The sequence below is a fragment of the Bradyrhizobium sp. CCGUVB23 genome, from assembly GCF_024199885.1.
Taxonomy (GTDB): Bacteria; Pseudomonadota; Alphaproteobacteria; order Rhizobiales; family Xanthobacteraceae; genus Bradyrhizobium.
Window position 1 is genome coordinate 5,536,916 of sequence record NZ_JANADQ010000001.1, and the last position, 21,589, is coordinate 5,558,504.

Here is a 21,589-nt window from a genome sequence, read left to right on the forward strand (position 1 = left end):
CCATTCAGGCATCGAAGCCTTGACGGGAGATCATTTCAATGACGAACGACGCCCTGATATCGGCAAGCCGCCGGCAAAGCCTTATCGCGATGCTCTCCATTCCCGTGATCGCGCTGGCAGCCTCATCATTCACGATCAATACGGCGGCACACGCCGCCGATCTGCCGCGCGTTCTCGTGCTTGCGACCGGCGGGACCATCGCGGGTCAAGCCGATCCACGGGCTGCCGGCGCCTACAAATCTGGCCAGATCACCGGTGAGCAACTGGTGGCCTCGGTCCCGGGCCTCGACAAGCTCGCGAGAGTGAACGCCGAACAGATTTCGTCGATCGGGTCGCAGGACATGAACGACAAGGTCTGGTTTGCGCTGACCCGTCGCATCCAGCAGGCGTTTGACAAGAACGAGGCCGATGCGGTCATCATCATCCACGGCACGGATACGCTGGAGGAGACCGCGTTCTTCCTCGACAACGTGGTCAAGAGCGACAAGCCGGTTGTCATCGTGGGCTCGATGCGTCCGGCCACGGCAGTCAGCACGGATGGCCCCGGCAATCTCTATGAAGCCTTCCAGGTCGCCGCCGATCCGCGCTCGCGCGGGCGCGGCGTCATGGCCGTGCTGAACGACAAGATCCAAAGCGCCCGCTCGGTGACCAAGACCGACACCACGAGCATCGAGACGTTCATGTCGCCCAACGGCGGGCCGATCGGCTATGTCGACACCGCCGGTGGCGTTCGCTTCCTGGCGCAGGCGCCGAGTGCGAAGCGTACGACCTATGCGCTGCCGACAAGCGATCCATTGCCCCGCGTCGACATCGTCTACTCCCATGCCAACATGGATGCCATTCCGATCGCGGATGCGATTTCGCACGGCGCTAAGGGCATCGTGCTCGCAGGCGTCGGCGACGGCAACACCTCGAAGTCCGCGCTCGACGCGCTCGAGGCGGCTGCGAAGAAGGGCATCATCATCGTTCGCGCCGCGCGCGTCCGCTCTGGCTTCGTCACGCGCAATGTCGAGGTGGATGACGACAAGAACGGCTTCGTCGTCTCTGAGGACCTGAACCCGCAGAAGGCGCGCGTCCTCACCCAGCTCCTGATCGCAAGAGGCGTCACGGCCCCGGCCGAGCTTCAGAAGGCCTTCACCGCGACCTGGTAGTTTTTGGTACTGGCGCGGTTCCAACGACGTGCAAGTCGACGGCTTTGCCGCCTGGAGCGTAGAGGAACAGGAGTGAGTCCTGACCTCTACCTACGACAAGGACAGTGTGTGCGAGGACTCTGGCGGCGAATGCACCCTTAAATGGGTCGAGGTGAAGGACGACCAAGCCCCCCAAACATAGACGGAGGCAACGCAATGAAGCTGCTGACTTCGCCTAACGCGCGAAACTTCTCGACAATGGGCAGCGGATTTCCGTGCTGTGCGCTAGAGCGGCTCGAATTCAAGTCGAAGTTTAACGCGCAAGAGACCATCGTGGGCCTTAGTCCATGTACGCATGAATAGTCATTGGGAAATAGTCATCGGGAATTATTATTGTTACTGCCGGTCAAAGCTCCGCGGCGACGCAACCGCAACTTTCTCGTCAGCAGTGAGCGATGCTCGCCGGTGACGAAACTTAAAAGAACTTAGCCGTCGCTTGAGAAGTACAGCTCAAGACAGGGCGCAGGACGACGGGCGGGGGTCCGGCACCGCGCAAGTGGGCGGTTTTCGCGGGCACTCGAAGGATTCCAAAAACCGTTGGCCTCAATCAGCCCCGAGCATTCTTGTGCCGCACGGCGCAGGAATGCCAATGTCTGAAAGCTCCGACGCTGCCTAGTCTTACTGCGTCACAAGCGGCGGTCTGTGGGGTGGGCGAACTTGATCGCACAACAAGGACATCTCGAGAACGTTCTGACGAGCCCTTGTTCGAGTCGCCGTCGCATCGTCGCGATCGAATCTGGAATGTGACGTTGGGTCCGTAGCGGCAGAACCGCGGGGTTTGTAATCTGCGGGAACGCGAGCGAGCGGGATCGGCCGGGCGCGCCGAGCGCCTGAGGGGGGAATCGTCTCCCGCTCGGAGATCAGGAATCCGAAGGCTGCAATGCACATCGTTGCGTGATGATGAAAGCCGCGCCAGCCGCGTCCCTCGAAGTGGCCAAGCCCGACCTCCTGCTTGAGATCCTGATAGTCGCGTTCGATGCGCCAGCGCAATTTAGCCGTCTCTACGAGAGTCCGGAATGCCACATCCTCCGGCAATGTCGAGAGCCAGTATTTGGTAGGCTGGTCCTCGCCTTTCGGCCATTCACTCAAAAACCATTCTTCCAACCGCTTGGTGGTTTGCCAATAATCACGGTGTGCGGCACGGACCCGCACGCGGGCAAAGCGCGAGCTCAGCTTTTCGTTCGTTCCTTGCCGCCACGTGATGGTGCGCCAAGCTTTGGCCGGCAGGCCGATCGCGAGCGCTTTGACGGCGGCCGGCCGATGCTGACGGTTGCGGCGCATCAGTTTCGGGGGACGGCCGCGGCCCGACCATGGCTTCGGCGGCAAGGGACCGGTGCCGGGTGCCCATACCGTTGTGCTCGACAGAACACCCGCCACATAGGTCAATCCCAGCGCCGTGATCTCCGTGCGCAGATCGCTGTTGTTGCCGTAGCCCGCGTCCATCAGCACGACACCGCGCGGAAGGCCGGTCGCACAGGCCCACTGCAACTGCTCCAGCGCGATCTCAGGCTTGGTCCGGAAGCCGACTTCGGCAGGAATGGAAGATCAAACATGCGAAAAGCCGACGCTGTCCCTACCGCGCCCGCGCTGCCAGTGAAGTTAGCAGCGATGACCCGGCGCTCGCGTTGGACCCTGAAAGCGATGTCCCTACCGCACGCCGCAAACTTCGGCGGCGAGCCTTCGCCCTTGGATTAACGAGACTGACCACCTTGCCCCCGAGAGGCTCAATTCTCAAGGGTGCGAGCAAGGAGTATCGCGGAGAAGGACTGCACCGCACCTACCTAGATTGGTGGCAGCCGAATCCAACCATTGGTCTATGCTGGTCCTTCAGGACTTACAGATTTAGGAGAGATTAGGAGAGACGAGAATGGCTAAACGCGCACGCATTCGCTACGTCAACAAGACGGACAGAAGGAACCCTCACGAAAGAATCACACATGTTGGGGGAGCTAACCCCGACGGGACGCCGTGGAAGCTATCCATCGATCAGGCTATCAAAGATATCGAGAGCGACGAATGGGAGTTCTATGTCGAAGAAAACGGCCGCAGGGTTGATGTGGTGTGGGCCACGCACGATGGGCACAAGTACATCAAGACGGCGGCGGACGACATTCAACCCAACAATCTTCTTCTGCTCGCTAACTGTCCGTGATTTTCGGTAACAGAGGCATGTACAGCGAGCTATGCTTTGCGCGCCTCCGTATCCATAGACGAGCCGATGCCCTGCTCAGTCATTCGTCGTGTGCTCCGGAAAGAGTCCTGGCATCCAACGCGAGGCAAGGGCGGCAGGGAAAGCTAGTCGCAATGGATCACGGGGGCCTGCTGAGGTCAGGACGCCGCGGCTGAGGAGTTCCGACACGATGCGCCGTGCATGACGTGGCGTGAGATCGAGAAGACTGGCGACATCGCCACGCGGAAGCTCGCCTCGATAGAGGATAGCTTCGACCACGGCGCCCGCTTTGGGAGGAAGTTTGCTGAGGCGGGTTTCTTCCTCGGCCCACAGTAATATGCGCATGCGCAGCCGATCTGGCTGCATCAGCGACTCCATGAAGTTGACCTGGTCAATGCAGGTCTCAAGGAAGAAATGGGTAAACGCTGCGAGCGCTTCCTCGCTGAGGTTGCCGCGACCGTCCAGGTCATTGCGTCGCGGAAGATCACATTGGGTGAGGTGCTGCTTATATGTGCCGTCACTTCGGGCGAGCCCGCGAGCCACCGACCAAACAGCCCCGGTATCGAGCGCTTCCAAAAGCATGGCGTGCGACATCAGCCGCGTGACTCGGCCATTGCCATCGAGAAACGGGTGAATCCACAAAAGACGATGATGCGCCGCCGCGGCAGCTAAAATAGCGTCGGCTTTTCCAACACCGCTGTACGCCTTCTCGAAATAAGCAAGAAAGCGTGGAACGGCGCCGGGGCTGACGGCGATATGACGTCCCACTTTGACGTCGCGAAGCCGCAATTCACCAGGCACAACGCGAATTCGTTCTTTCGTGTCGGGCTCCTCGATCCATAACATCGCGTCAGGGAGGTGCTCGCAGAAACGACGGTGGATATCGCAGATGCCGTTGACGGTCGCGGTGCGACCACGCAAATGGCCTTCGTCGATCCACTGTTGCACAGCGATATGCGCCTTGGCCTCAAGCTGAAGATCGCGCTTTTGGGGATCGGCGCTATAGTCGTTTTTCAGGGCACGTTCGATATCGACCGGGTGCGTATCATGCCCCTCGATGAGGTTGCTGTAATAGCAGTTCATGGCTCGGACGAGATCAGCCAAGGAGCCCAGCAGGCTTTGCGGTAGGCTTCTCTTGAAACCTGCCGACTTGCCGACGAGATCAACTGCCAAATCGGTCAGCTCCCCCCGGTGGCGGGAATCCTCCCTAATAAGGAGCGGTTCCATGGAAAAAACCGGCTCGTCGCGATCAAGAGCCGCAGAAATGTCCTCTTTTTTGTCCTCTAAGCGTTTGACCATAAGTATAGGTATATCAGCTAGATATGAAGGTTTCATCTAAGAAATTGAGCGGATCAAAGTCCGCATAAATGTCCGTTTTCTCGGCTGGTTGAAGAGCTGCGATCTTCGCCAATACATTGAAATTGTTCTCAAAATGTTCTTTGAGTCTCACTTAGCTTCCAGATAGTGAGTCGAAACAATCGGTCCATGTCTGACGAACAACTTCATCCACCAGCCAGCTGGGATAAATTCGAAGAGATCTGCGCCGATCTCTTTTCGCGCATCTGGAACGACCCAGAACTCGTCCGCTACGGCCGAAGCGGCCAGCGGCAGAATGGCGTCGACATTTACGGAAAGCAAAATGGCGCCGATTCCGGTGTTCAGTGCAAAGGAAAGCGCATTTGGCCACCGACCAAGTTGACGATTAAGGAGATCGATGCGGAGATCGAGGAAGCGAAGAAATTCCGTCCTGTCCTCAAGACCTACATTATTGCGACCACCGCGGACAACGACGTCGCCGTCACGGACCACGTCAATGCCATTTCCGAGAAACATGCCGCAGAAGGGCTTTTTCGCGTAACTGTTTTTGGCTGGCGTGAGCTCACGCGCCGCATTGATGATTTTCCTGAATTAAAAGAAAAGCATTTTGATATTATCGCGCTTCGGCAAATGAAGCGCACAATGCCAGGAGAAATTGCCGAGCGCGTTGTCGAAGAACTGAAAAATTCGAATATCGTCATTCCGGCAAGCGCGGATCATACGACCCGACCCAATTCCAATATTCTTGACCAGGGCCTCGCTGAGGCGATCGAACGTGATGTCGCGCATCGTTATGAGCGTGCCCTTCAGCGTTCTGTATTCCCTGAGTTAAGCAAAAAGGATGAATTGGCGCAGCTTGCAGTCGAGATCATCAATGCCAAGGGCGCAGCCCCTTCATCCGGCCTCCGGAGAACCATCCTGCTGCGAGCCGCAAGGTCCGCCGCCGCTCGCGGTGATCTGGCGAATGCGCGCAATTTTTTGGCCGTTGGCCAATCCTTGTCAGGTACCGATTCCGACGCGCCAGCCCGCGCACGCGTGGCAGTTGCCGAAGGCAATGTTAATGAAGCGATTCAGATATTGCGGGACCTCTCCGATGCGGATTCACGCTCGGTTCTTCTAAGCATTCTGGCGAAGGAGCGAGGTGAAGACGCGGCTCTTGCGTGGATCTCCGCCATGGTTGATTTGACTACGCCCGGCGGAGAAAGCCGACGAGCAGCATCGTTTGGCGCATCGAAAAGATGAAGGCACGGTTGCTCCGTCAGTCCTAGCGGGGAGCGTGTCGGTGCAAGACGACGGCATGTTCGATGTCGACGACCCAATTCCGGATTGAATCCGCCGTCTGCTGGATGAAGGCTTTGGAGAACACTTCCCGCGGCCGTCACTCGTCGACGGCGCCGTTGCGATGGACGCAATCGTGCCGCAGCAGCACCGGGTCGAACGTGGAGTTCCTGTCCGTCGCGAGGTCCAGTATCCCGATGCCCAGGGAGATCTTGTATAGAGCGTCGACCTTCGCGAGATTGGATAGATCACTCGGCGAAGATGGTCGCGGACCTTCTTCTGCACGAATCCCGAATCCTTGAAGACTTCGAGGAGCATGACCTTTCTCCTTCTTCAGGTCTTCGTCCGCCTCGAGCAACCGCTGCATCGCGGTCAGGTCGCGCAGGACCTCGTTCTTGAGCGTCCCGCGGAGGTATGCCTACAGGGCCGTGACCTGCTGGGAGAAGACGAGCCTGTTGACCAGGCGATTGCCGGCATCTGAGCCGCTTCGCGCGAGAAGATTGGTGCTCTCCCGGTACGACTTTTGGAATTGTTCGAACGGATTGTCGGGCGGAGGGAGCTCCAGCCACTCGTCGTCCTACTCGGGACGGCCGTGCTCGAGTCCGTGGTCGAAATCTTCGACCACGTGGTGGGAGCCGGTGTTGGTCTCCTGATGGTTCTCGACGCCCTCCAGATACTCCCAAAGACCCCAAGAAAGTTTTCCCAATTCCGGATGCTCGATAACGGCTTATGGCGGAGCTCCGGTCCCATCTGCCGCTCGTCGCTGCAGGCGACGTACCAGTCCAGCAGGTCCGAAACGACTTCGTGTACCTCGCCCGAACTTCGATGTCCGATACGGGCGGTCCCATTGCAGTAAACGTACATCGCCAGCGAATTCCCGACTCTTCCCGATGGCATTATACCATCGAAGCGCGCTCGCGGTCGAAGCGGATTGTCGATCGCCGACAGCCGACGAAGGAGTGCACGACCGGCGTCGAGTAATGGACAGGAATCGGATCCCGCGCCAGCATAAGGCCATGAAGAAGATCCGATGTCATCGGGCAGCAGGGAATGTCCCTCATCGAGGGAATCGTTCTCTCGATGGGGTTCATGTTCTATCCGACCGGCGGCGTCGAAGCGGGATCGACGGCTTCATCGAGTTGCGTGACGACGGGACGGGCGAGGTCGGCAACCCGCTCCAGCAGGTCCAGGACAAGGCCACCGAGCGCGAACGCCTGCAGATGGAGACCGAGAAAACGTTCGAATTCGCGTGCGCCGACGCTGACATCGAATACTGGACCAAAGGCAAGGCCCCTGTCCTGCTGATCGTCGTGGCTCTGAAGACGCGGAAGGCCTACTGGAAATCGCTCAAGGAGTGGTTTGCGGATCCGCGCAGTGTCGTCTTCGAGGAGGCGAACCTACCAACACTAAGAGGTCTCCCGATGGGGCGATCTGAGTACAATAGAAACGGTGCTTGGTGGCAGGGTGGCAGGATGAAGCCGCCACAAAGACCGCACATGCCCAGAGGCGAGGACTACACATGCGTCAGAATTATCTTTTCGGAATGAGGCAAGCCGCGAGGCAAGCAAAGGCACTCCAAATTCCCGAAATCGCCGCTATCGAGTTTGGCGTCGCTGGCGGTAAGGGACTGCTGCTGATGGAACAAGTCGCCGAGAGTCTTGAGGCTGAAACGGGAGTTCGCTTCCGACTCTACGGCTTCGATCTGGAAACTGGCTTGCCACCCTCTGACGATTACCGAGATCTGCCATACGTCTGGCGCGCCGGTTTTTACAAAATGGATAGGGCTAAATTGGAGCCTCAATTAAAACGCGCTACCCTTATAATCGGCAACGTCGGCGAGACGGTTCTGACGTTTATCGAACGCTATTCGCCACCTGTTATCGGCTTTGTATCTTTCGACCTCGACCTCTATACAAGTACTAAACTGGCACTAAACCTTTTCAACTCGGCTGCATCCCACTTTCTACCACGGACGTTCTGCCACTTTGACGATATCGCCAGTGGTCTTGATGAAATACACTGCGAATGGGTTGGGGAACTTCTGGCAATCCGGGAGTTTAACGATGCTCACGCAGCGCGGAAAATCGCAAAGATAAACGGTCTGTCTTGGAATTTTGGCGCACCAGAGCAGTGGCAGGACCATACTTTTGTGTTCCACCTCTTCGATCACCCCACCTACAAGCAATACATCGATGAGCGGACGGACCGGCAACTGCCCCTACCAGATCGGCTTGAGTACCGGGCGTGAGCGAGACTACGGATTAGCTTCAGACCGATATCGAGGCGCTGCAGGCGCTGGTTGCGGCGGCACGCGCGGAGCGCGACGCGGCGATCGCAAAGTGCGACGCTGCGATCGTCGAACGCGACCAGGCGCTGTCGCAAATGGATCGCCTTCAGAATCTCTTGCGCCAGCTGCAACGCGCGCAGTTCGGTCGCCGCTCGGAGAAGCTCGATCCTGAGCAGCTGCAGCTGGCGATCGAAGACATCGAGCAGGCCATTGCCAGCGACGAGGCGGCTCAGGACCGGAAGGACACGGCAGGCGCACGCCAGCGCGCTGAACGGCATCGGGCCAGCCGTGGTGCGCTTCGGGCCCGTCTGCCGCATATCGACGTCACGATTGCCCCGGATGACCTTGCCCCCAAGTTTTATCGATGATCCAAGCTTCGATCTCTCCGTGGCGTTCGATGCTCGGTAGCACTAACTCACAGACCTTGGCCAACACTTGCTGGTCCGACCAGTCGCCTTGACCGACAAAATGCAACAACGACTGGTGCTGCGCTGCTGTCCGCTCAGGAGCCGTGATGGCCGCCATCGGCTCGACACTCTTGCGATCGCAAGGCATCATCAGACCGGTGCAGTAATCGCGAAGCGGTTTGGCTCGGCCTGCGTGCCCGATCACGCTCGTAAGACCATCAACATACGCCGAACACCGCGACGCGACGTCCCCCGATTTTGCCAGACCCATCTCAGCCTCACCGCATGCTGAAAAGATGAGTCTTCTCAAATATATGAGTCTTCTCGGTAAAGGCCGCGATACTCTGACTCAGTTAGACTAGGTCCAAGGATATCCGCTCGGCCATCGAACGCGCTGAAACCGAGATACTTGGGCGCGCGCAGCCGGGCGCGTCAGGATGATCGCACCCGGCTGTCGACGGCTACGCAATCCGATGAGTTCGCTGCGGCTCTAGGTTTTCGCCCGGCTGCGCCATTGTCGATGAGGCCTCGTTTTAGACATTCTTCAATCACGCGATCCAGAGCGGTGCTTGCGCGCGCGTATTTGACGCGCACCGACATGACAGCGTCGCGCTCGGTCTTTGATACCGCGCCGTCGGAAAACGTCTCGCCGTACTATTGGCGACCGTCGTCCGCGATCAGCACCCATGGACGACAACCGCTGGCAAGAAGCGTTTCGGTGTATTCGACCGGGTCGAAGGCTGCATTGCCTTCGACTTCGTTCTCCCAGCCGGCCGACGGTGCGATCACGTCGCCCAGAGAGGACTTTGCAACACCGACGACGCGGCCCATCAGCTTTCGCTTGAGATGCTCAGGCATATACGGTCCATCGCTTATGCCGGCAAAGACAGGAGCGCCAGTCTCGGATCGGGACATTTGCCTAAAGCCTGCGAGGTCGCCGACCCAGTAGACAAGCGTATCGTCAGCTCCTGGTCCGGTAATGTTAACGTAACTTGATGTGACGTGAGCGACGTGTCGCCGCCGCTCCCCGCTATCGTATTGAATGACGAAAAGCTCATCGTGAACAGGATTGCAGTCGTTGGTATAGACCACCGCGTACTCACCGAATCGGATCTGGGGCTCCGATCCAGTATCATCGACGCGGAACGTCTTGAGGCGCTGTGTGAGGTGATGAAAAAGAGGAAGCGCCCTTGACGTTTGTGGGGGACGAGTGGTGTTGAACGACGATGTCGTTGCAGTGGGAAGCTTCACAACTTTGCGCATAGCAGCTCTTCAAACTGATAGCTCGGGCGGGATGCACGAGCGATCGCTCAACGTCGGAGTTCGAATGGGGTTTTACGCTTTGATGCCTGTCGCCCGGTTTTCCACAGATGTTTGCAGTGGGCGGCGCGCTACCAGCTTCGCCGTTGATCCGCGATCAGCTGCATCCAACGCTCGGAGCGCATTTTGGGCCGAAGCGATCAGATCAGACCGCGCCCTCATGATTCCCGGGGCGCGGATGAGAGCAGTGCCACAAGCAACGCCGGCAGAAAGGACCGAGATAAGTGACCTTACCTCCCAATCAGAAATACTATCGTGGCCATTAACATTGTGACCCCGATACCAGGGGCAACGAGCCAGAAGGTCTCATTCTTCGTTTCGAAACATTGACGGGCGATATGCCATTTCGACAGCAGCACGACCGAGCATCGAGACATTTGCTTGTGATGGCGATCCAGCCGCGCCCGCAGCATCTCCATGCCGTTCGAGGAGACAGACACAACCCAGGCGAATTTCCGCACCGCGCGCTCGCCGAATGTCTGCATTGGCTCACGAACGGCAATGCTCTGAGCGAACGGAGGATTTCTGCTTGGCCACGATAACGACATGTGTGCCTCTAACGCCCTAGAAGCCCCGCCCCACAAGGCTGGGAGCCACGCTACCGCGAACAGCGCGCCACTACGCAACATGCGTTTTCCGCCGGTTCTTATAAATTCGGCGGGGCGGTCAAAGCTCACGGGGCTGGAATCCATTGTCCCTCGGCGACCTTCACGACGTTGCGTAAGACAATTTCAAAGCGCTTGACCACGAGCTGTTGCAATTCGATGTGGCGGGTGTCGCGAAACTCTTCCGCCAGCGGAATGTCCTGCCAGCCGAATTTTGGCGTACCCATGTCGACGGTGTAGAGATCCGTTGCCGGGCCCTGCCAGCAATAGAGGAGGCCGGCGCGCGTCTCGAACGTCGCCGCGGTCTGGCCGGTCTCCTCGAAGATGCGCCGCACCACGCAACGCATGCCGTTGCCGCAAGCGCCGGCTTCAGAGCCGTCATTATTGTAGATGCGGACGAAGGCTTCGGTGCCCGCCAACCGCGGTTTGTGAAGCACCATCAGCTGGTCGTGGGGAACGCCGCACGCAGACGCCACCAGGCACACATCGTCGGACGTCAGCGGGGCAGCGGAATCGCGCATGTCGACGACAACAATCTCGTTGCCGATGCCGTTCATCTTGGCAAATGCGCGATTGGCGAGCGTGCTCATAGCAGTACCCTTTTTCCCACCTGCCATGGAGAGCTCCCTATTGGCCGCGCTTTCACCGGCTGATCCTGGTTAGCAGGTTCTTCCGAAGTAAAATGCTCATTTGCGTGGGTGAGCGAGAGGGAAATCTGCGATATCTAGGTGAAATTGTAGCGTAGTGATCAGATCAAGGGCGGTATTGACCTTGCCCCACGGGCTTAATCCAGTTTGAAGTTCGTTCTGGCCCCACGCGAGGACCAGAGCATGAAGCGCAGCCGCTTTTCGGAAGAGCAGATCATCGGGATTTTGAAGGAGCACGAGGCTGGCGTTTCAGTTGCCGATCTGTGCCGGAAGCACGGTGTCAGTGACGCCAGTATCTACAAATGGAAAGCCAAGTTTGGCGGGATGGAGGTCTCGGAGGCCAAGCGGCTGAAGACGCTGGAGGATGAGAACACGCGGCTGAAGCGGCTGCTGGCCGACGCCATGCTAGACAACGCGGCGCTGAAGGACCTGTTGGGAAAGAATGTATGGTCCGCCCCGTCCGTGCAAGGGTTCGTAACAGCAAAAATGACGCTTCCAGTTGCATAAATGTATCCGGCCTCTCGCGAGTGGACTGCTGTTGCAGCCAGGCCATGATGAGATCCGCGCACGCCGTTCCCAATAAATGGTTCGGGCACGAAGCCCGCTTTTTTGCACAGGGCTTACGGCGTGTTGATCCACTGTTTCGTCATCACTGTTCCCGAGCCTTGCAATCGAAGCCAGAAGCGTCAGGTGAAGGCAGGATCTCTGCGTTCGTAGAGTGCTCCGGGCTTATTCAAAACCACCCAGACAATGCGGGCCATCTTGGCGGCTAGAGCGACAACGGCCTTGTTCGGATGCATCCGAGCCTGGAGCCCGTCGAGCCAGCTTCCCAAGCGATCGCATGTCCGGTCCAGGTGCCGGAAGCAGGATCGCGCGCCATGCACTAAAAGCTTTCTCACATAGCGATTGCCGCGTTTGCTGATGCCAAGCAACGTCTGTTTTCCGCCGGTCGAGTGTTGTCTGGGCACTAATCCCAGCCAGGCAGCAAGGTCGCGGGCCTTGCGAAACTGCAGCCCATCACCGATCGCGGCAAGTACGGCGGTCGCACCCAATGCGCCGATACCAGGGATTGTCATCAGCCGGCGTGTGACGTCCTCTCGATCGGCGACCGCTTCGATCTCCTGTGTCACTTCGCGGATCCGTTCTTCGAGGCGGCGGAGATCGGCGAAGAGATCGCCCACCAGGCGACGCATCACTGGTGACAAATCGGTTTCTTCGTCATTCAAAGCGCGCGGCAACTCGAGTTTGAATATTCCAGCACCCTGACGCAACGGTACCCCGTACTCGAGGCAGAAAGCTCGCATCTGATTGATCAGGCGTGTCCTCGAGCTGACCATCTGGTCACGGATTCGATGCAGCGCTTGAAGATCGACCTGGCCCTCCTCCTTCACGGCGACGAAGCGCATTGTCGGTCGCGTCGCGGCCTCAGCGATCGCCTCGGCGTCGATGATATCGTTCTTGTTTGACTTCACGTAGGGCTTCACAAATTGCGCAGGGATCAGGCGCACCTTGTGACCAAGTGCCTGTATCTTCCGGGCGAGCCACTGCGAACCGGCGCAGGACTCCATGCCAACTATGCTTGGTTGTGCGCGAGCAAAGAACTGAAGAAGGGTGTCCCGTCGAAAGCGAACTTTCTGAACAGGTGTGCCGTCGCAGCTCAGGCCAACGACGTGGAACAGGTTCTTGCCAATGTCGATTCCATAGACAGCCGCAGGCCGCGGCAAATTGCGATGGGTCATAGTACTCTCCTCTATTGATCTTACCTCCCCCATGATGAGGGAGGAGGACGGGGCGGACCATCCCATTAGTGGTGACGCCCGCGGCCAAGCGGAAAGCTGTCGCGCATCTCACCGCTTCAGGAGTCCGGGGTTTTCCTTGTAGAATCTGATAAGCTCGATGAGGTTTTCGATTCTGAACGTGCCCGGCCAGCCAAGACCATCCCGATCCGTTGCTGGCGATCTCGGACCATTGTCCTTCGATGGCGACCCTTCGCCAGTGATCCTCCCACCCGTTACGTCCAACCTCTCCACATCCCGCTTTCATTCGCCCGCAATCTTGAAGATCTCCACCGGCTGGTCAGGACGCTTACCGGCAAGGGCGTCCACGATTAGTTTATTAAGGAAAGCCTCGTATCCCCCGCGGGGGCCTCGCCGATGTCGCAGCTCTTGCTTAATGTCATGGGGCTCGTTTGCGGAGTTTGAGCGTGCGCTTATCCGCGAGGGCATCGCCGTTGCGAAGACCAAAGATGTCTACAAGGGACGCAAGCTTTCGACTTCGCCGGCCAGCCGATCACCAACCCCGCGACAGCCAACTGGACGGTCAACCAGGGACCGCACTCGCAAGCTCCGAACAACAACCAGATCTCGTGGTGGACTACCAGTTCTATTGTTTCTGATACTGGCAGCTCCACCTGTTCTCGGATGATCTGGAGTGCTAAGCACGAGTACTCTTTCGCGCCGCCGAAGTTGGTACATTGATCAGAACGTCGCCCGCGGTCACGCTCGTTCAAATGAGCCGCAATTCGAGCAAAGAGTTATCAGAGCTCCTCTTGATTTGGACTATTGAATGGTCCATATTTCAAAGACGAGCTAAATCATTCGAACCGGTACGCAAATGCGCATTTCCGTCACCGAAGCCAAAGGCCAATTGACCGACCTGGTACGCCGGGCAGAAGCGGGCGATGAAATCATTCTGACACGGCATGGTCAGTCGGCTGTGCAACTAGACGATCGATTCCAAGAAGCCTGCGCTGGAACTGATTGAGTGTTGGCGGATTCCTCGGTTGCGGTTGGCGCAACGAGGAGCGGTTTCATGGCAGGATGGCGGCAAGCGATCGAATTGGCGATGACCGACGATGAGATTGAAGCGCTGGCAGCTCTTTCGCGATCGAGAACCGAGCCATCGAGCCGGGTCTCGCGGGCGGAGATGCTGCTGGCCTACCGGGACAATCCGTCGTTCTGTGCTGTGGGGCGCAGACTTGGGGTCCATCACCAGACCGTCGAGCGCTGCGTCGAACGGGCGCTGGCCCACGGGGTGCTGGCAGCCCTCGACGATCGGCCGCGGCCGGGCAAGGAGCCCACGATCACGCCGGAGGCCAAGGCCTGGCTGGTGTCGCTGGCGTGCGACAAGGCCAAGGATCACGGCTATCCCCATGAATTGTGGACGACGCGATTGCTGGCACGCCATGCGCGCGAGCACGGACCGGCGGCCGGGCACAAGTGTCTGGCCAATTTGGTTCAGGGCACGGTGTGCAAGATTCTCGGCAAAGAGGAAATCAAGCCGCACAAGGTGCGCTACTATCTGGAGAACCGCGACGCCGAATTCGAACAGAAGATGGCCGAGGTTCTGTGTGTCTATCGTGAAGTCGAGGTTCTGAAAAAAGCCGCTGCCAGATCGAAGAGGGGCAAGCCGGTGGCAATCGTCTCCTGTGATGAAAAGCCGGGAATCCAGGCTATCGCAACGACGGCGCCTGATTTGCCGCCCGAGCCTGGCGTCCACGCCACCTTTGCGCGGGATCATGAGTACAAACGTCATGGCACGCTCAGTCTGCTGGCCGGGATCGATCTGCTGACCGGCAAGGTCCATGCGCTCGTGAGAGATCGCCATCGCAGCCGAGAGTTCATCGAACTCCTCAAGCTGCTCGATGCCGCTTATCCGAGGGGCACCGCAATCAAGCTGATCCTCGACAATCATTCCGCGCACATATCGAGAGAAACCACAGACTGGCTCAACGCCCGACCCGTCGGACGCTTCGAGCTCACCTTCACCCCCAAGCACGGCTCTTGGCTCAACCTGATCGAGGGCTTCTTCTCCAAGTTTGCTCGCTCGGTGTTGCGCCACATCCGGGTGACATCAAAACACGAGCTGAAGCAGCGCATCATGGCCGGCATCGACGACGTGAACCGCCATCCGGTCATCCACACCTGGTCCTATAAACTCGCCGAGGCCGCCTGATATGATTCGAACCAAGGAAACGCTCGACTAGTTCCCGTCAAGAGCGCGCGTCTGGATGCCCGTGGACGCAAGGAACTGCTTGAGGCAATCCGCGATTCTGGCGCCGCCAAGGCTAGCCCGGGACCAAACGCGGCAGGTAGCCAGGATTTTCTTTACGACAGAAACGGTCTGCCCAAATGATAGCCGTCGATACGTCGGCGCTTATGGCGATTGTTTTGGGAGAGCCGAGCGCCGATGCATGCATCGGAGTGCTGGAAGCCGAGACCGAAGTGCTGATATCTGCCGGTACCGTGGCGGAAGCTCTCATTGTCGCCGGTCGGCGGAACGTCGATGGCGAGATGGTACGTCTCATCGAGGGCCTTGGTCTGGAAATTATCACGGTCACACCGGCCAGTGCGCGGCGCATTGCAAAAGCTTATGAGCGTTGGGGCAGGGGCTTGCACGCTGCTGGTTTGAATTTTGGCGACTGCTTTGCATATGAGGTCGCAACGGAGCATTCCTGTCGTTTGCCCTTCGTCGGCGACGATTTTTCGAAGACGGATGTGGGCAGTGTGCTGTAGCCGCGTCGCAAGACCGGCACGCAAGCCCGAGGAACGTCTGCGTCGATGGGATGCAGCGGTCGTGTTCGATTTAGCTTAGAATTTTGCGAGTTGATTCGAAACCTGACACGCCCTGTTCGCCATGTCCGCATTGGCTCCCGCTCTCAGCCCTCACGGCGTGCTCAGCCTCAAGCCATCGAATGACGCGACGGCATGGGACCCGGCCCGCAGCACACGCGTTGTGAGGGCGTTCGAGCGCGGCGCGGGTCATGGCCTTCTGTGCCTGGGTGTGGACGAGGTCGGAACGAACCTTCCTGCAGCACTGGCATATTGGCGCGAGTTTGGCGTTCGCTACGTCACCGCGCTATGTGCCCTGCCGGATGTGAGCGAAGCGTCGACCAAGCCGGCTGTCCCTTCTCCCAACAAAGAGTACTTGGAAAGGCTCGCCGCTGCGGCCCCGCCCATGACTGGTGCGGAGTACCTGACGGCCTCGATTCTCGCCGATCTCTGGCGAAGCCTGGATGCCGCATGCGACGCCGAACTTGCCGAATCCAAAGGCAATGTTCAGGAATTCCTCAAGTCTCGGCATGCCGCCTGGAATCTGGTCGGTCGCGTGCACTTCAATCTCGCGGAAAACCGCAAGGACGAGGCGGCGCCATTCGCATTTCTGGCGACCTATACAACGCGGCTGTCGGCGCAGGCAAAAGCGCAGCATCTGCCGCTCGGCAAAGCGTTGCAGGAATACGCGGGCGCCAAGAACCGCGAACGCCTGCTGTCGCTGCTGATGCCGGTCCAGCGCGCCGCCGAACAATGCGCCTGGCTGAAGACCATGGTCGATTCCGGCGAAATCTTTCATCCATTGCGCTGGAGCCCGCAACACGCGCTGCGGTTCCTGAAGGACGCCTCGGCACTGGAAAGCGCCGGCGTCGTTGTGCGGATGCCGGCAAATTGGCGCATGAACCAGCCCGCGCGTCCACAGGTCAAGGCCACAATCGGCGGCAATGCGCCCGCGCAGCTTGGGGTCAACGCGTTGCTCGACTTCCACATGGAGGTGACGCTCGACGGAGAGACGCTGTCGGCCGCCGAAATCAAGCATCTGCTCGCGCAATCTGAAGGATTGGCGTTCATCCGCGGCAGGTGGGTCGAGATCGATCGGGAACGATTGAACCGGATGCTCGAGCAATTCAAGGCGATCGAGCGACGGGCGGCTGACGATGGCCTCTCCTTCGGCGAGGCCATGCGATTGTTGGCGGGGGCCCATATTGCCGGCGATCCGGCCACCAGTGTTCCGATCGAGGCCGACTGGAGCCAGGTCGCTGCCGGCTCCTGGCTTGCGCAGACGTTAGCGGAGTTGCGCCAACCAGACGGCTCGTTGCGCGTCAATCCGGCCCGATCGCTCCAGGGCACGCTGCGGCCGTACCAACAGACAGGTGTGCAATGGCTCCATCTGCTCGCAAGGCTTGGACTCGGCGCGTGTCTTGCGGATGACATGGGTCTCGGCAAGACGATCCAGGTGTTATCCCTGCTGCTGTTGCAGAAAGAGCGGACGGTCGGCGAACGCAAGCCATCGCTGTTGGTGGCACCCGCTTCACTGCTTGCCAATTGGGCGGCGGAAATTAGCCGTTTTGGGCCAACCCTGAAGGCCCTCGTCGCTCATCCGTCAACCATGCCGGCCGAAGAGCTGAAGCATTTCGACCGGACGACCGCACTGGGCGGCACTGATCTGATCATCACCAGTTACGGATTTCTGAACCGGGTCCCGTGGCTGCTGGCGACACCATGGCAACTGGTGATTCTCGACGAAGCCCAGGCCATCAAGAATCCGGGTTCCAAGCAAACCCGCGCGGTCAAGCAATTGCGCGCCGACGCGCGTATCGCGCTGACGGGGACGCCGATCGAGAACCGGCTCGGCGACCTCTGGTCGATCTTCGATTTCCTCAATCCGGGACTGCTCGGATCGGTCAAGCAGTTTTCCTCCTACGTCAAGCAGCTCGGCGAGGGCGGCGCGTCCAACTCGTACGGCCCATTGCGCGAGCTTGTCCGGCCCTACGTCTTGCGTCGCATGAAGACCGACAGGAGCATCATCGCCGACTTGCCTGACAAGACCGAGGTAAAGGCGTTCTGCTCACTCAGCCGAAGGCAGGCCGCGCTTTACCAGCAGGCCGTGGGCGATTTTGCCAGTCAGCTGCAAGATGCCGACGGCATCGAGCGAAGGGGCTTGGTCCTCGCCCTCCTGATGCGGCTGAAGCAGATTTGCAACCATCCCTCGCAATGGCTCGGCGACAACGCATGGGAAGAGGAGGATAGTGGCAAGTTCGCCCGTCTGCGCGATATCACGGAGGAGATCGCATCACGCCAGGAGAAGGCGTTGATCTTCACTCAGTTCAGGGAGACGACGGCGCCATTGGCGGCGTTCCTGGGCTCCGTGTTTGGCAGGGATGGCCTCGTTCTCCATGGCGAGACTGCGGTCGGAAAGCGCAAGGACCTGGTGCGCCGGTTCCAGGAGGACGAGGACGTGCCGTTCTTCGTGCTGTCAGTCAAGGCCGGTGGCGCCGGCCTCAACTTGACTGCGGCGTCGCACGTGATTCACTTTGATCGGTGGTGGAATCCGGCTGTTGAAAACCAGGCGACAGACCGTGCATTTCGCATCGGGCAGACCAAGAATGTGCTGGTGCACAAGTTCGTCTGCCGCGGCACCGTCGAGGATAAGATCGACGGGATGATCGAGGCCAAGCGGCAGCTTGCAGGTGATTTCCTTGGTGGCGGTGCCGAGGCCGCGCTGACCGAGATGAAGGATGACGAATTGCTGAAGCTCGTGAAGCTCGACTTGGCAACCGCGATGAGGGAGGAGTAGCGATGAGCTATTTCGAGGACAGCTGGGGGCCCTATGTCTCGGTCGCCGAGAAACGTCGGCAAGCCCAGCGCGAGATCTCCGAGCTCAAGAAAAAGGGACGCCCGATCGCACCCGTGACGATCGAAGGTCGCACGATCGCCAGGAATTTCTGGGGGAAGGCGTGGTGCAGTAATCTCGAACGCTACAGCGATTTTGCCAGCCGCCTGCCGCGCGGCCGAAGCTATGTTCGAAACGGGTGCGTCGTCGATTTGCAGATCACCGCCGGCAAGATCGCGGCGAAGGTCAGCGGTCAGGAGCTCTACGACGTCGCGATCGCCATTGCTCCCGTCGCCGCGAAGCGCTGGCGGGCTGTCTGTCGCGACTGTTCGGGCACGATCGATTCACTGGTGGAGTTGTTGCAGGGCCGCCTGGCCAAGAGTGTCATGGATCGGGTCTGCCGGGAGGGCGATGGCCTGTTTCCTGCGCCCGCTGAAATCAAGCTGTCCTGTAGTTGTCCGGATTGGGCCGACATGTGCAAGCATGTGGCGGCAACGCTTTATGGCGTGGGCGCCCGTCTCGACGACGCGCCCCGACTGCTGTTCGTGCTGCGCGGTGTCGACGAGGGCGAACTGCTTGCCGGTACAGGGCAGGAGATGACACATTCGAAATCCGCGCCCGACGCAAGCGCCGTGCTGAATGACGGAGATGTGGCTGCGCTGTTCGGGATCGAAATGGCCGACGTCACCGGACCGGAGGTTTCCGGTTCCGCGGCGTCAAAGCAGAAGCGAGATCCGAACCCGAAGCGACGTATCAAACACACCAAGGGAGCCAAGATCGCCGCTGCGACGAAGACACCCGCCTCGCGAAACGACAAGGTCGCGTCGGCGCGAAGCGTCAATGCCCGCGGCGGCCAGAAACACTCAATAGGCCGACGGACGCGTTCGTCGCGCCGTTCACCAATTTAACGGTCGCCCGCGCCGTGCGAGAGCGATACGCGGTCCGACTAGATGCCAAGGTCCCCGCGGGGGGACAAACGTCCTGACCACTCGGATGAGCAGTGCAACGAAGCACTTTGATCGTGCGACGAATGCCCACTTTCGGTCGGAAAAGCCCAGTGGTGCGACCAGTAAGTCATTGATTGTTCTCAACCCGGGGCTGTCTCTTAATTAGCGTCCCGGTCGGACGCCGCTCATGCAGCAAGCTTAGGAATCTCCTGTTCAATCAATCGCAACAATCGGGTGTTGCGCCTCCCCGCAACCACCGATTTTAGCGGCGCAGGCGACCTGGATCGAGCGCCTTTAAGTGACTCAAGCAAGCGCGCCTCCCTTGATCGACGTCACCTTCTTGGGATCGAGCCAGTGGTCGATCCGATCAGCCCAGTGCTGCATCAGCTTCGTGCGCGAGCCGATCAGCGCGAGCGGTCCGTGCTTCTTGTAGAGACCTTCCACAGTAGAGTTATCGAGATGCGCAAGCTGCAGCTCAACGACATCGCCATCCCATGCTTTGGCGTCCTTGATCTCTTCGTGGTGAGACAGGGTCGAGAAAGTGGTCCGGAATCCGTGGGCACAGTGATCGGTCTTGGTGTCAATGCCAAGCAGCCGCAAGCGCTTGTTGAGCGTATTGTTTGATAGTGGCGTGTCCTTTGAGCAGGAAAACGCATACCGGCGATGGCCGGTCAGCTTCTGAACGCTGCGCAGGATTGCGAGTGCCTGCCGTGACAAAGGCACGACATGGTCCCAACCCGTCTTCATCTTGGCGGCTGGAATAGTCCAGCGTTCGGCATCCCAATCGACCTCGCTCCACTCCATTTCATTGACCATGCCCGGGCGGGGAATGGTCAACGCATCAAAGCGCAAGGCAAGGCCAACAACGTCACCAAACCTCGCTCTCGTCCACGGTGCGGTAATGAGCCTAAAGACGCGCGTCACGTCACGTGGTTCAGTGACGCCGGGACGCGGCGTCGAAATATTGGCAATCATCTGCCCATTCAGGTTGCGGAATGGATTGTAGCTATCGCCTTCGACATCGGCATAGTCGCAGATTTGCTCACCGATGCTGCGCACGCGATCGCGCGTTTCCAGCTTTCCCTCGGCTTCGTATGAACGCATGAAAGCGAGCACGTCTGGACGCTTGATGTCTTGCCTACACAACTTGCCGAAGCGAGCCTTGACGTAGCCGACGCGCAGCTCGAGCACCTCGATCGTCTTGGGGTCGCGCACCGCGACAATTCTGCCGCGTTTGACTTTCTCCACCTTCTTCTTCGCGAGCCACTCGTCGGCCCATTGCCCGAAGGACCGGGCGGCCGACTGCCTATGCTTGTCGAGCTGCTTTTCGGTGCTTGGGTCTTTGCCTTCCTTGAGCAGGACTTTGGCTTTGTCACGTTCGCGACGCGCGTCGGCGAGTGAGAACGTGCCGCCCTTGCCGTTGCCGTAAGGGCCGATGGAGTACGTTTTCTGCCGACCATGGAAGCGGTAGCCCATTCGCCAGAGCTTGGAGGCAGCGTTGCCGGGATTGTTCTCGTCCGGCGTGACGAAGAGATAGAGACCACCACCGGTCGCGTCAGAAATCTTGGCGGGACTCCACGCGCCTTTGTCGAATTTGGGTCGGGCGGCTCGACAGTCGACGTCGGTCTTGATCTGTTTCGGGGTGGCGCTCGTGCCATCGTTCTTGCCGCCCATCTGCTCAGTCCTTTCGTTCGGAAATAGCGAAAGTCACCGTGAACGTTTGTTCTCCCGATACCAACAAAAATACCAACAAATCGGGCGGCTGGGATCGGATGAGAACAAACGGTGGCGAACACCGATGTACGCGGAAATGCCTGTTTTTCAAGGGTTTCCGAGCACTGCGCGGACGGTTGCGGACGCTTTAGAACTGGCTTGAACAGCCTAGTTGGTGCCCCTGGCCGGAATCGAACCAGCACTCCTTGCGGAACTCGATTTTGAGTCGAGCGCGTCTACCAGTTCCGCCACAGGGGCCCTCGGTCGGCCCGTGGCTGGGCGTCGCGAAGCCGGCGGACTATAGCCATGGAAAAGACGGGGTCAA

The 21,589-nt window shown here is 59.1% G+C and carries 16 protein-coding genes, 1 tRNA gene and 6 pseudogenes; 13 read left to right on the plus strand and 10 right to left on the minus strand.

All coding sequences use genetic code 11. From position 1 onward, the window contains the following. Positions 1–38 precede the first annotated feature (38 nt). On the plus strand, positions 39–1,151 hold the full coding sequence (locus NLN62_RS25425; protein WP_254110637.1) for an asparaginase: 1,113 nt from the start codon (positions 39–41) through the stop codon (positions 1,149–1,151). A 657-nt stretch (positions 1,152–1,808) separates the two neighbouring features. On the opposite strand, the pseudogene NLN62_RS25430 reads toward NLN62_RS25425, so the two are convergent. Next, positions 1,809–2,735, minus strand: a pseudogene (locus NLN62_RS25430) (IS701 family transposase); the annotation flags it as partial. 322 nt (positions 2,736–3,057) lie between these two features. Between NLN62_RS25430 and NLN62_RS25435 the strand changes: the two are divergent. After that, positions 3,058–3,342 carry a DUF3892 domain-containing protein gene (locus tag NLN62_RS25435; RefSeq protein WP_254110638.1) on the plus strand — a complete coding sequence of 95 codons (285 nt, stop codon included), beginning with the start codon at positions 3,058–3,060 and terminating at the stop codon, positions 3,340–3,342. Positions 3,343–3,417: 75 nt separating this feature from the next. Here NLN62_RS25435 and NLN62_RS25440 read toward each other — a convergent pair whose 3' ends face one another. Continuing rightward, complete coding sequence (locus NLN62_RS25440; protein ID WP_254110639.1) at positions 3,418–4,659, minus strand: Fic family protein; 1,242 nt, start codon at positions 4,657–4,659, stop codon at positions 3,418–3,420. A gap of 186 nt (positions 4,660–4,845) precedes the next feature. Between NLN62_RS25440 and NLN62_RS25445 the strand changes: the two genes are divergently transcribed. Next, entirely contained in the window at positions 4,846–5,919 is a 1,074-nt protein-coding gene (locus NLN62_RS25445; protein WP_254110640.1) for a hypothetical protein, read from the plus strand. A 136-nt stretch (positions 5,920–6,055) separates the two neighbouring features. On the opposite strand, the gene NLN62_RS25450 is transcribed toward NLN62_RS25445, so the two are convergent. After that, positions 6,056–6,322, minus strand: a complete 267-nt coding sequence (locus NLN62_RS25450) for a hypothetical protein (protein ID WP_254110641.1) — start codon at positions 6,320–6,322, stop codon at positions 6,056–6,058. A 210-nt stretch (positions 6,323–6,532) separates the two neighbouring features. Continuing rightward, positions 6,533–6,661 (minus strand): hypothetical protein, encoded by a 129-nt coding sequence (locus NLN62_RS53010; protein WP_256575960.1) that lies wholly within the window; start codon positions 6,659–6,661, stop codon positions 6,533–6,535. 310 nt (positions 6,662–6,971) lie between these two features. Between NLN62_RS53010 and NLN62_RS25455 the strand changes: the two genes are divergently transcribed. The 3 genes and pseudogenes from NLN62_RS25455 to NLN62_RS25465 form a co-directional block, all read left to right on the plus strand. After that, positions 6,972–7,502 carry a DUF4365 domain-containing protein gene (locus tag NLN62_RS25455; protein WP_254110642.1) on the plus strand — a complete coding sequence of 177 codons (531 nt, stop codon included), beginning with the start codon at positions 6,972–6,974 and terminating at the stop codon, positions 7,500–7,502. Continuing rightward, complete coding sequence (locus tag NLN62_RS25460) at positions 7,475–8,203, plus strand: hypothetical protein (RefSeq protein WP_156944761.1); 729 nt, start codon at positions 7,475–7,477, stop codon at positions 8,201–8,203. Before NLN62_RS25455 ends, NLN62_RS25460 begins: the two co-directional genes overlap by 28 nt. A 29-nt stretch (positions 8,204–8,232) precedes the next feature. Continuing rightward, positions 8,233–8,586: pseudogene (locus NLN62_RS25465) on the plus strand (transposase); the annotation flags it as partial. Here the strand turns inward: NLN62_RS25465 and NLN62_RS25470 are convergent. The 3 genes and pseudogenes from NLN62_RS25470 to NLN62_RS25480 all read right to left on the minus strand — a co-directional run. After that, a complete protein-coding gene (locus NLN62_RS25470; RefSeq protein WP_371933024.1) occupies positions 8,567–8,920 on the minus strand; it encodes a transposase in 354 nt (117 codons plus the stop codon). The pseudogene NLN62_RS25465 and the gene NLN62_RS25470 sit on opposite strands and share 20 nt — an antisense overlap. A 383-nt stretch (positions 8,921–9,303) precedes the next feature. After that, positions 9,304–9,912 carry a hypothetical protein gene (locus NLN62_RS25475; RefSeq protein ID WP_254110643.1) on the minus strand — a complete coding sequence of 203 codons (609 nt, stop codon included), beginning with the start codon at positions 9,910–9,912 and terminating at the stop codon, positions 9,304–9,306. A gap of 811 nt (positions 9,913–10,723) precedes the next feature. Beyond that, positions 10,724–11,164 (minus strand): annotated as a pseudogene (locus NLN62_RS25480) (diaminopimelate epimerase); the annotation flags it as partial. Between the two features lie 240 nt (positions 11,165–11,404). On the opposite strand from NLN62_RS25480, the pseudogene NLN62_RS25485 reads away from it, so the two are divergent. After that, positions 11,405–11,668: pseudogene (locus NLN62_RS25485) on the plus strand (transposase); the annotation flags it as partial. 239 nt (positions 11,669–11,907) lie between these two features. Here the strand turns inward: NLN62_RS25485 and NLN62_RS25490 are convergent. Continuing rightward, positions 11,908–12,960, minus strand: a complete 1,053-nt coding sequence (locus tag NLN62_RS25490) for an IS110 family transposase (protein ID WP_254110644.1) — start codon at positions 12,958–12,960, stop codon at positions 11,908–11,910. A 306-nt stretch (positions 12,961–13,266) separates the two neighbouring features. Here NLN62_RS25490 and NLN62_RS25495 point away from each other — a divergent pair. From NLN62_RS25495 to NLN62_RS25520, 6 genes and pseudogenes are all read left to right on the plus strand, one after another. Then, a pseudogene (locus NLN62_RS25495) lies at positions 13,267–13,498 on the plus strand (recombinase family protein); the annotation flags it as partial. A 336-nt stretch (positions 13,499–13,834) separates the two neighbouring features. Then, positions 13,835–13,945: pseudogene (locus NLN62_RS25500) on the plus strand (type II toxin-antitoxin system Phd/YefM family antitoxin); the annotation flags it as partial. 87 nt (positions 13,946–14,032) lie between these two features. After that, on the plus strand, positions 14,033–15,175 hold the full coding sequence (locus NLN62_RS25505) for an IS630 family transposase (protein WP_371933025.1): 1,143 nt from the start codon (positions 14,033–14,035) through the stop codon (positions 15,173–15,175). Between the two features lie 176 nt (positions 15,176–15,351). Further along, complete coding sequence (locus NLN62_RS25510; RefSeq protein WP_254110645.1) at positions 15,352–15,735, plus strand: type II toxin-antitoxin system VapC family toxin; 384 nt, start codon at positions 15,352–15,354, stop codon at positions 15,733–15,735. A 121-nt stretch (positions 15,736–15,856) separates the two neighbouring features. Further along, positions 15,857–18,568, plus strand: a complete 2,712-nt coding sequence (locus NLN62_RS25515; RefSeq protein WP_254110646.1) for a DEAD/DEAH box helicase — start codon at positions 15,857–15,859, stop codon at positions 18,566–18,568. A gap of 2 nt (positions 18,569–18,570) precedes the next feature. Next, the gene (locus NLN62_RS25520; protein WP_254110647.1) at positions 18,571–19,512 is read left to right on the plus strand and encodes an SWIM zinc finger family protein; all 942 of its coding nucleotides are present in this window, start codon (positions 18,571–18,573) and stop codon (positions 19,510–19,512) included. A 342-nt stretch (positions 19,513–19,854) separates the two neighbouring features. Here NLN62_RS25520 and NLN62_RS25525 read toward each other — a convergent pair whose 3' ends face one another. Continuing rightward, a complete protein-coding gene (locus NLN62_RS25525; protein ID WP_254110649.1) occupies positions 19,855–21,225 on the minus strand; it encodes an integrase arm-type DNA-binding domain-containing protein in 1,371 nt (456 codons plus the stop codon). 212 nt (positions 21,226–21,437) lie between these two features. Beyond that, a tRNA-Leu gene (locus NLN62_RS25530) sits at positions 21,438–21,522 on the minus strand. Between the last annotated feature and the right edge of the window lie 67 nt (positions 21,523–21,589).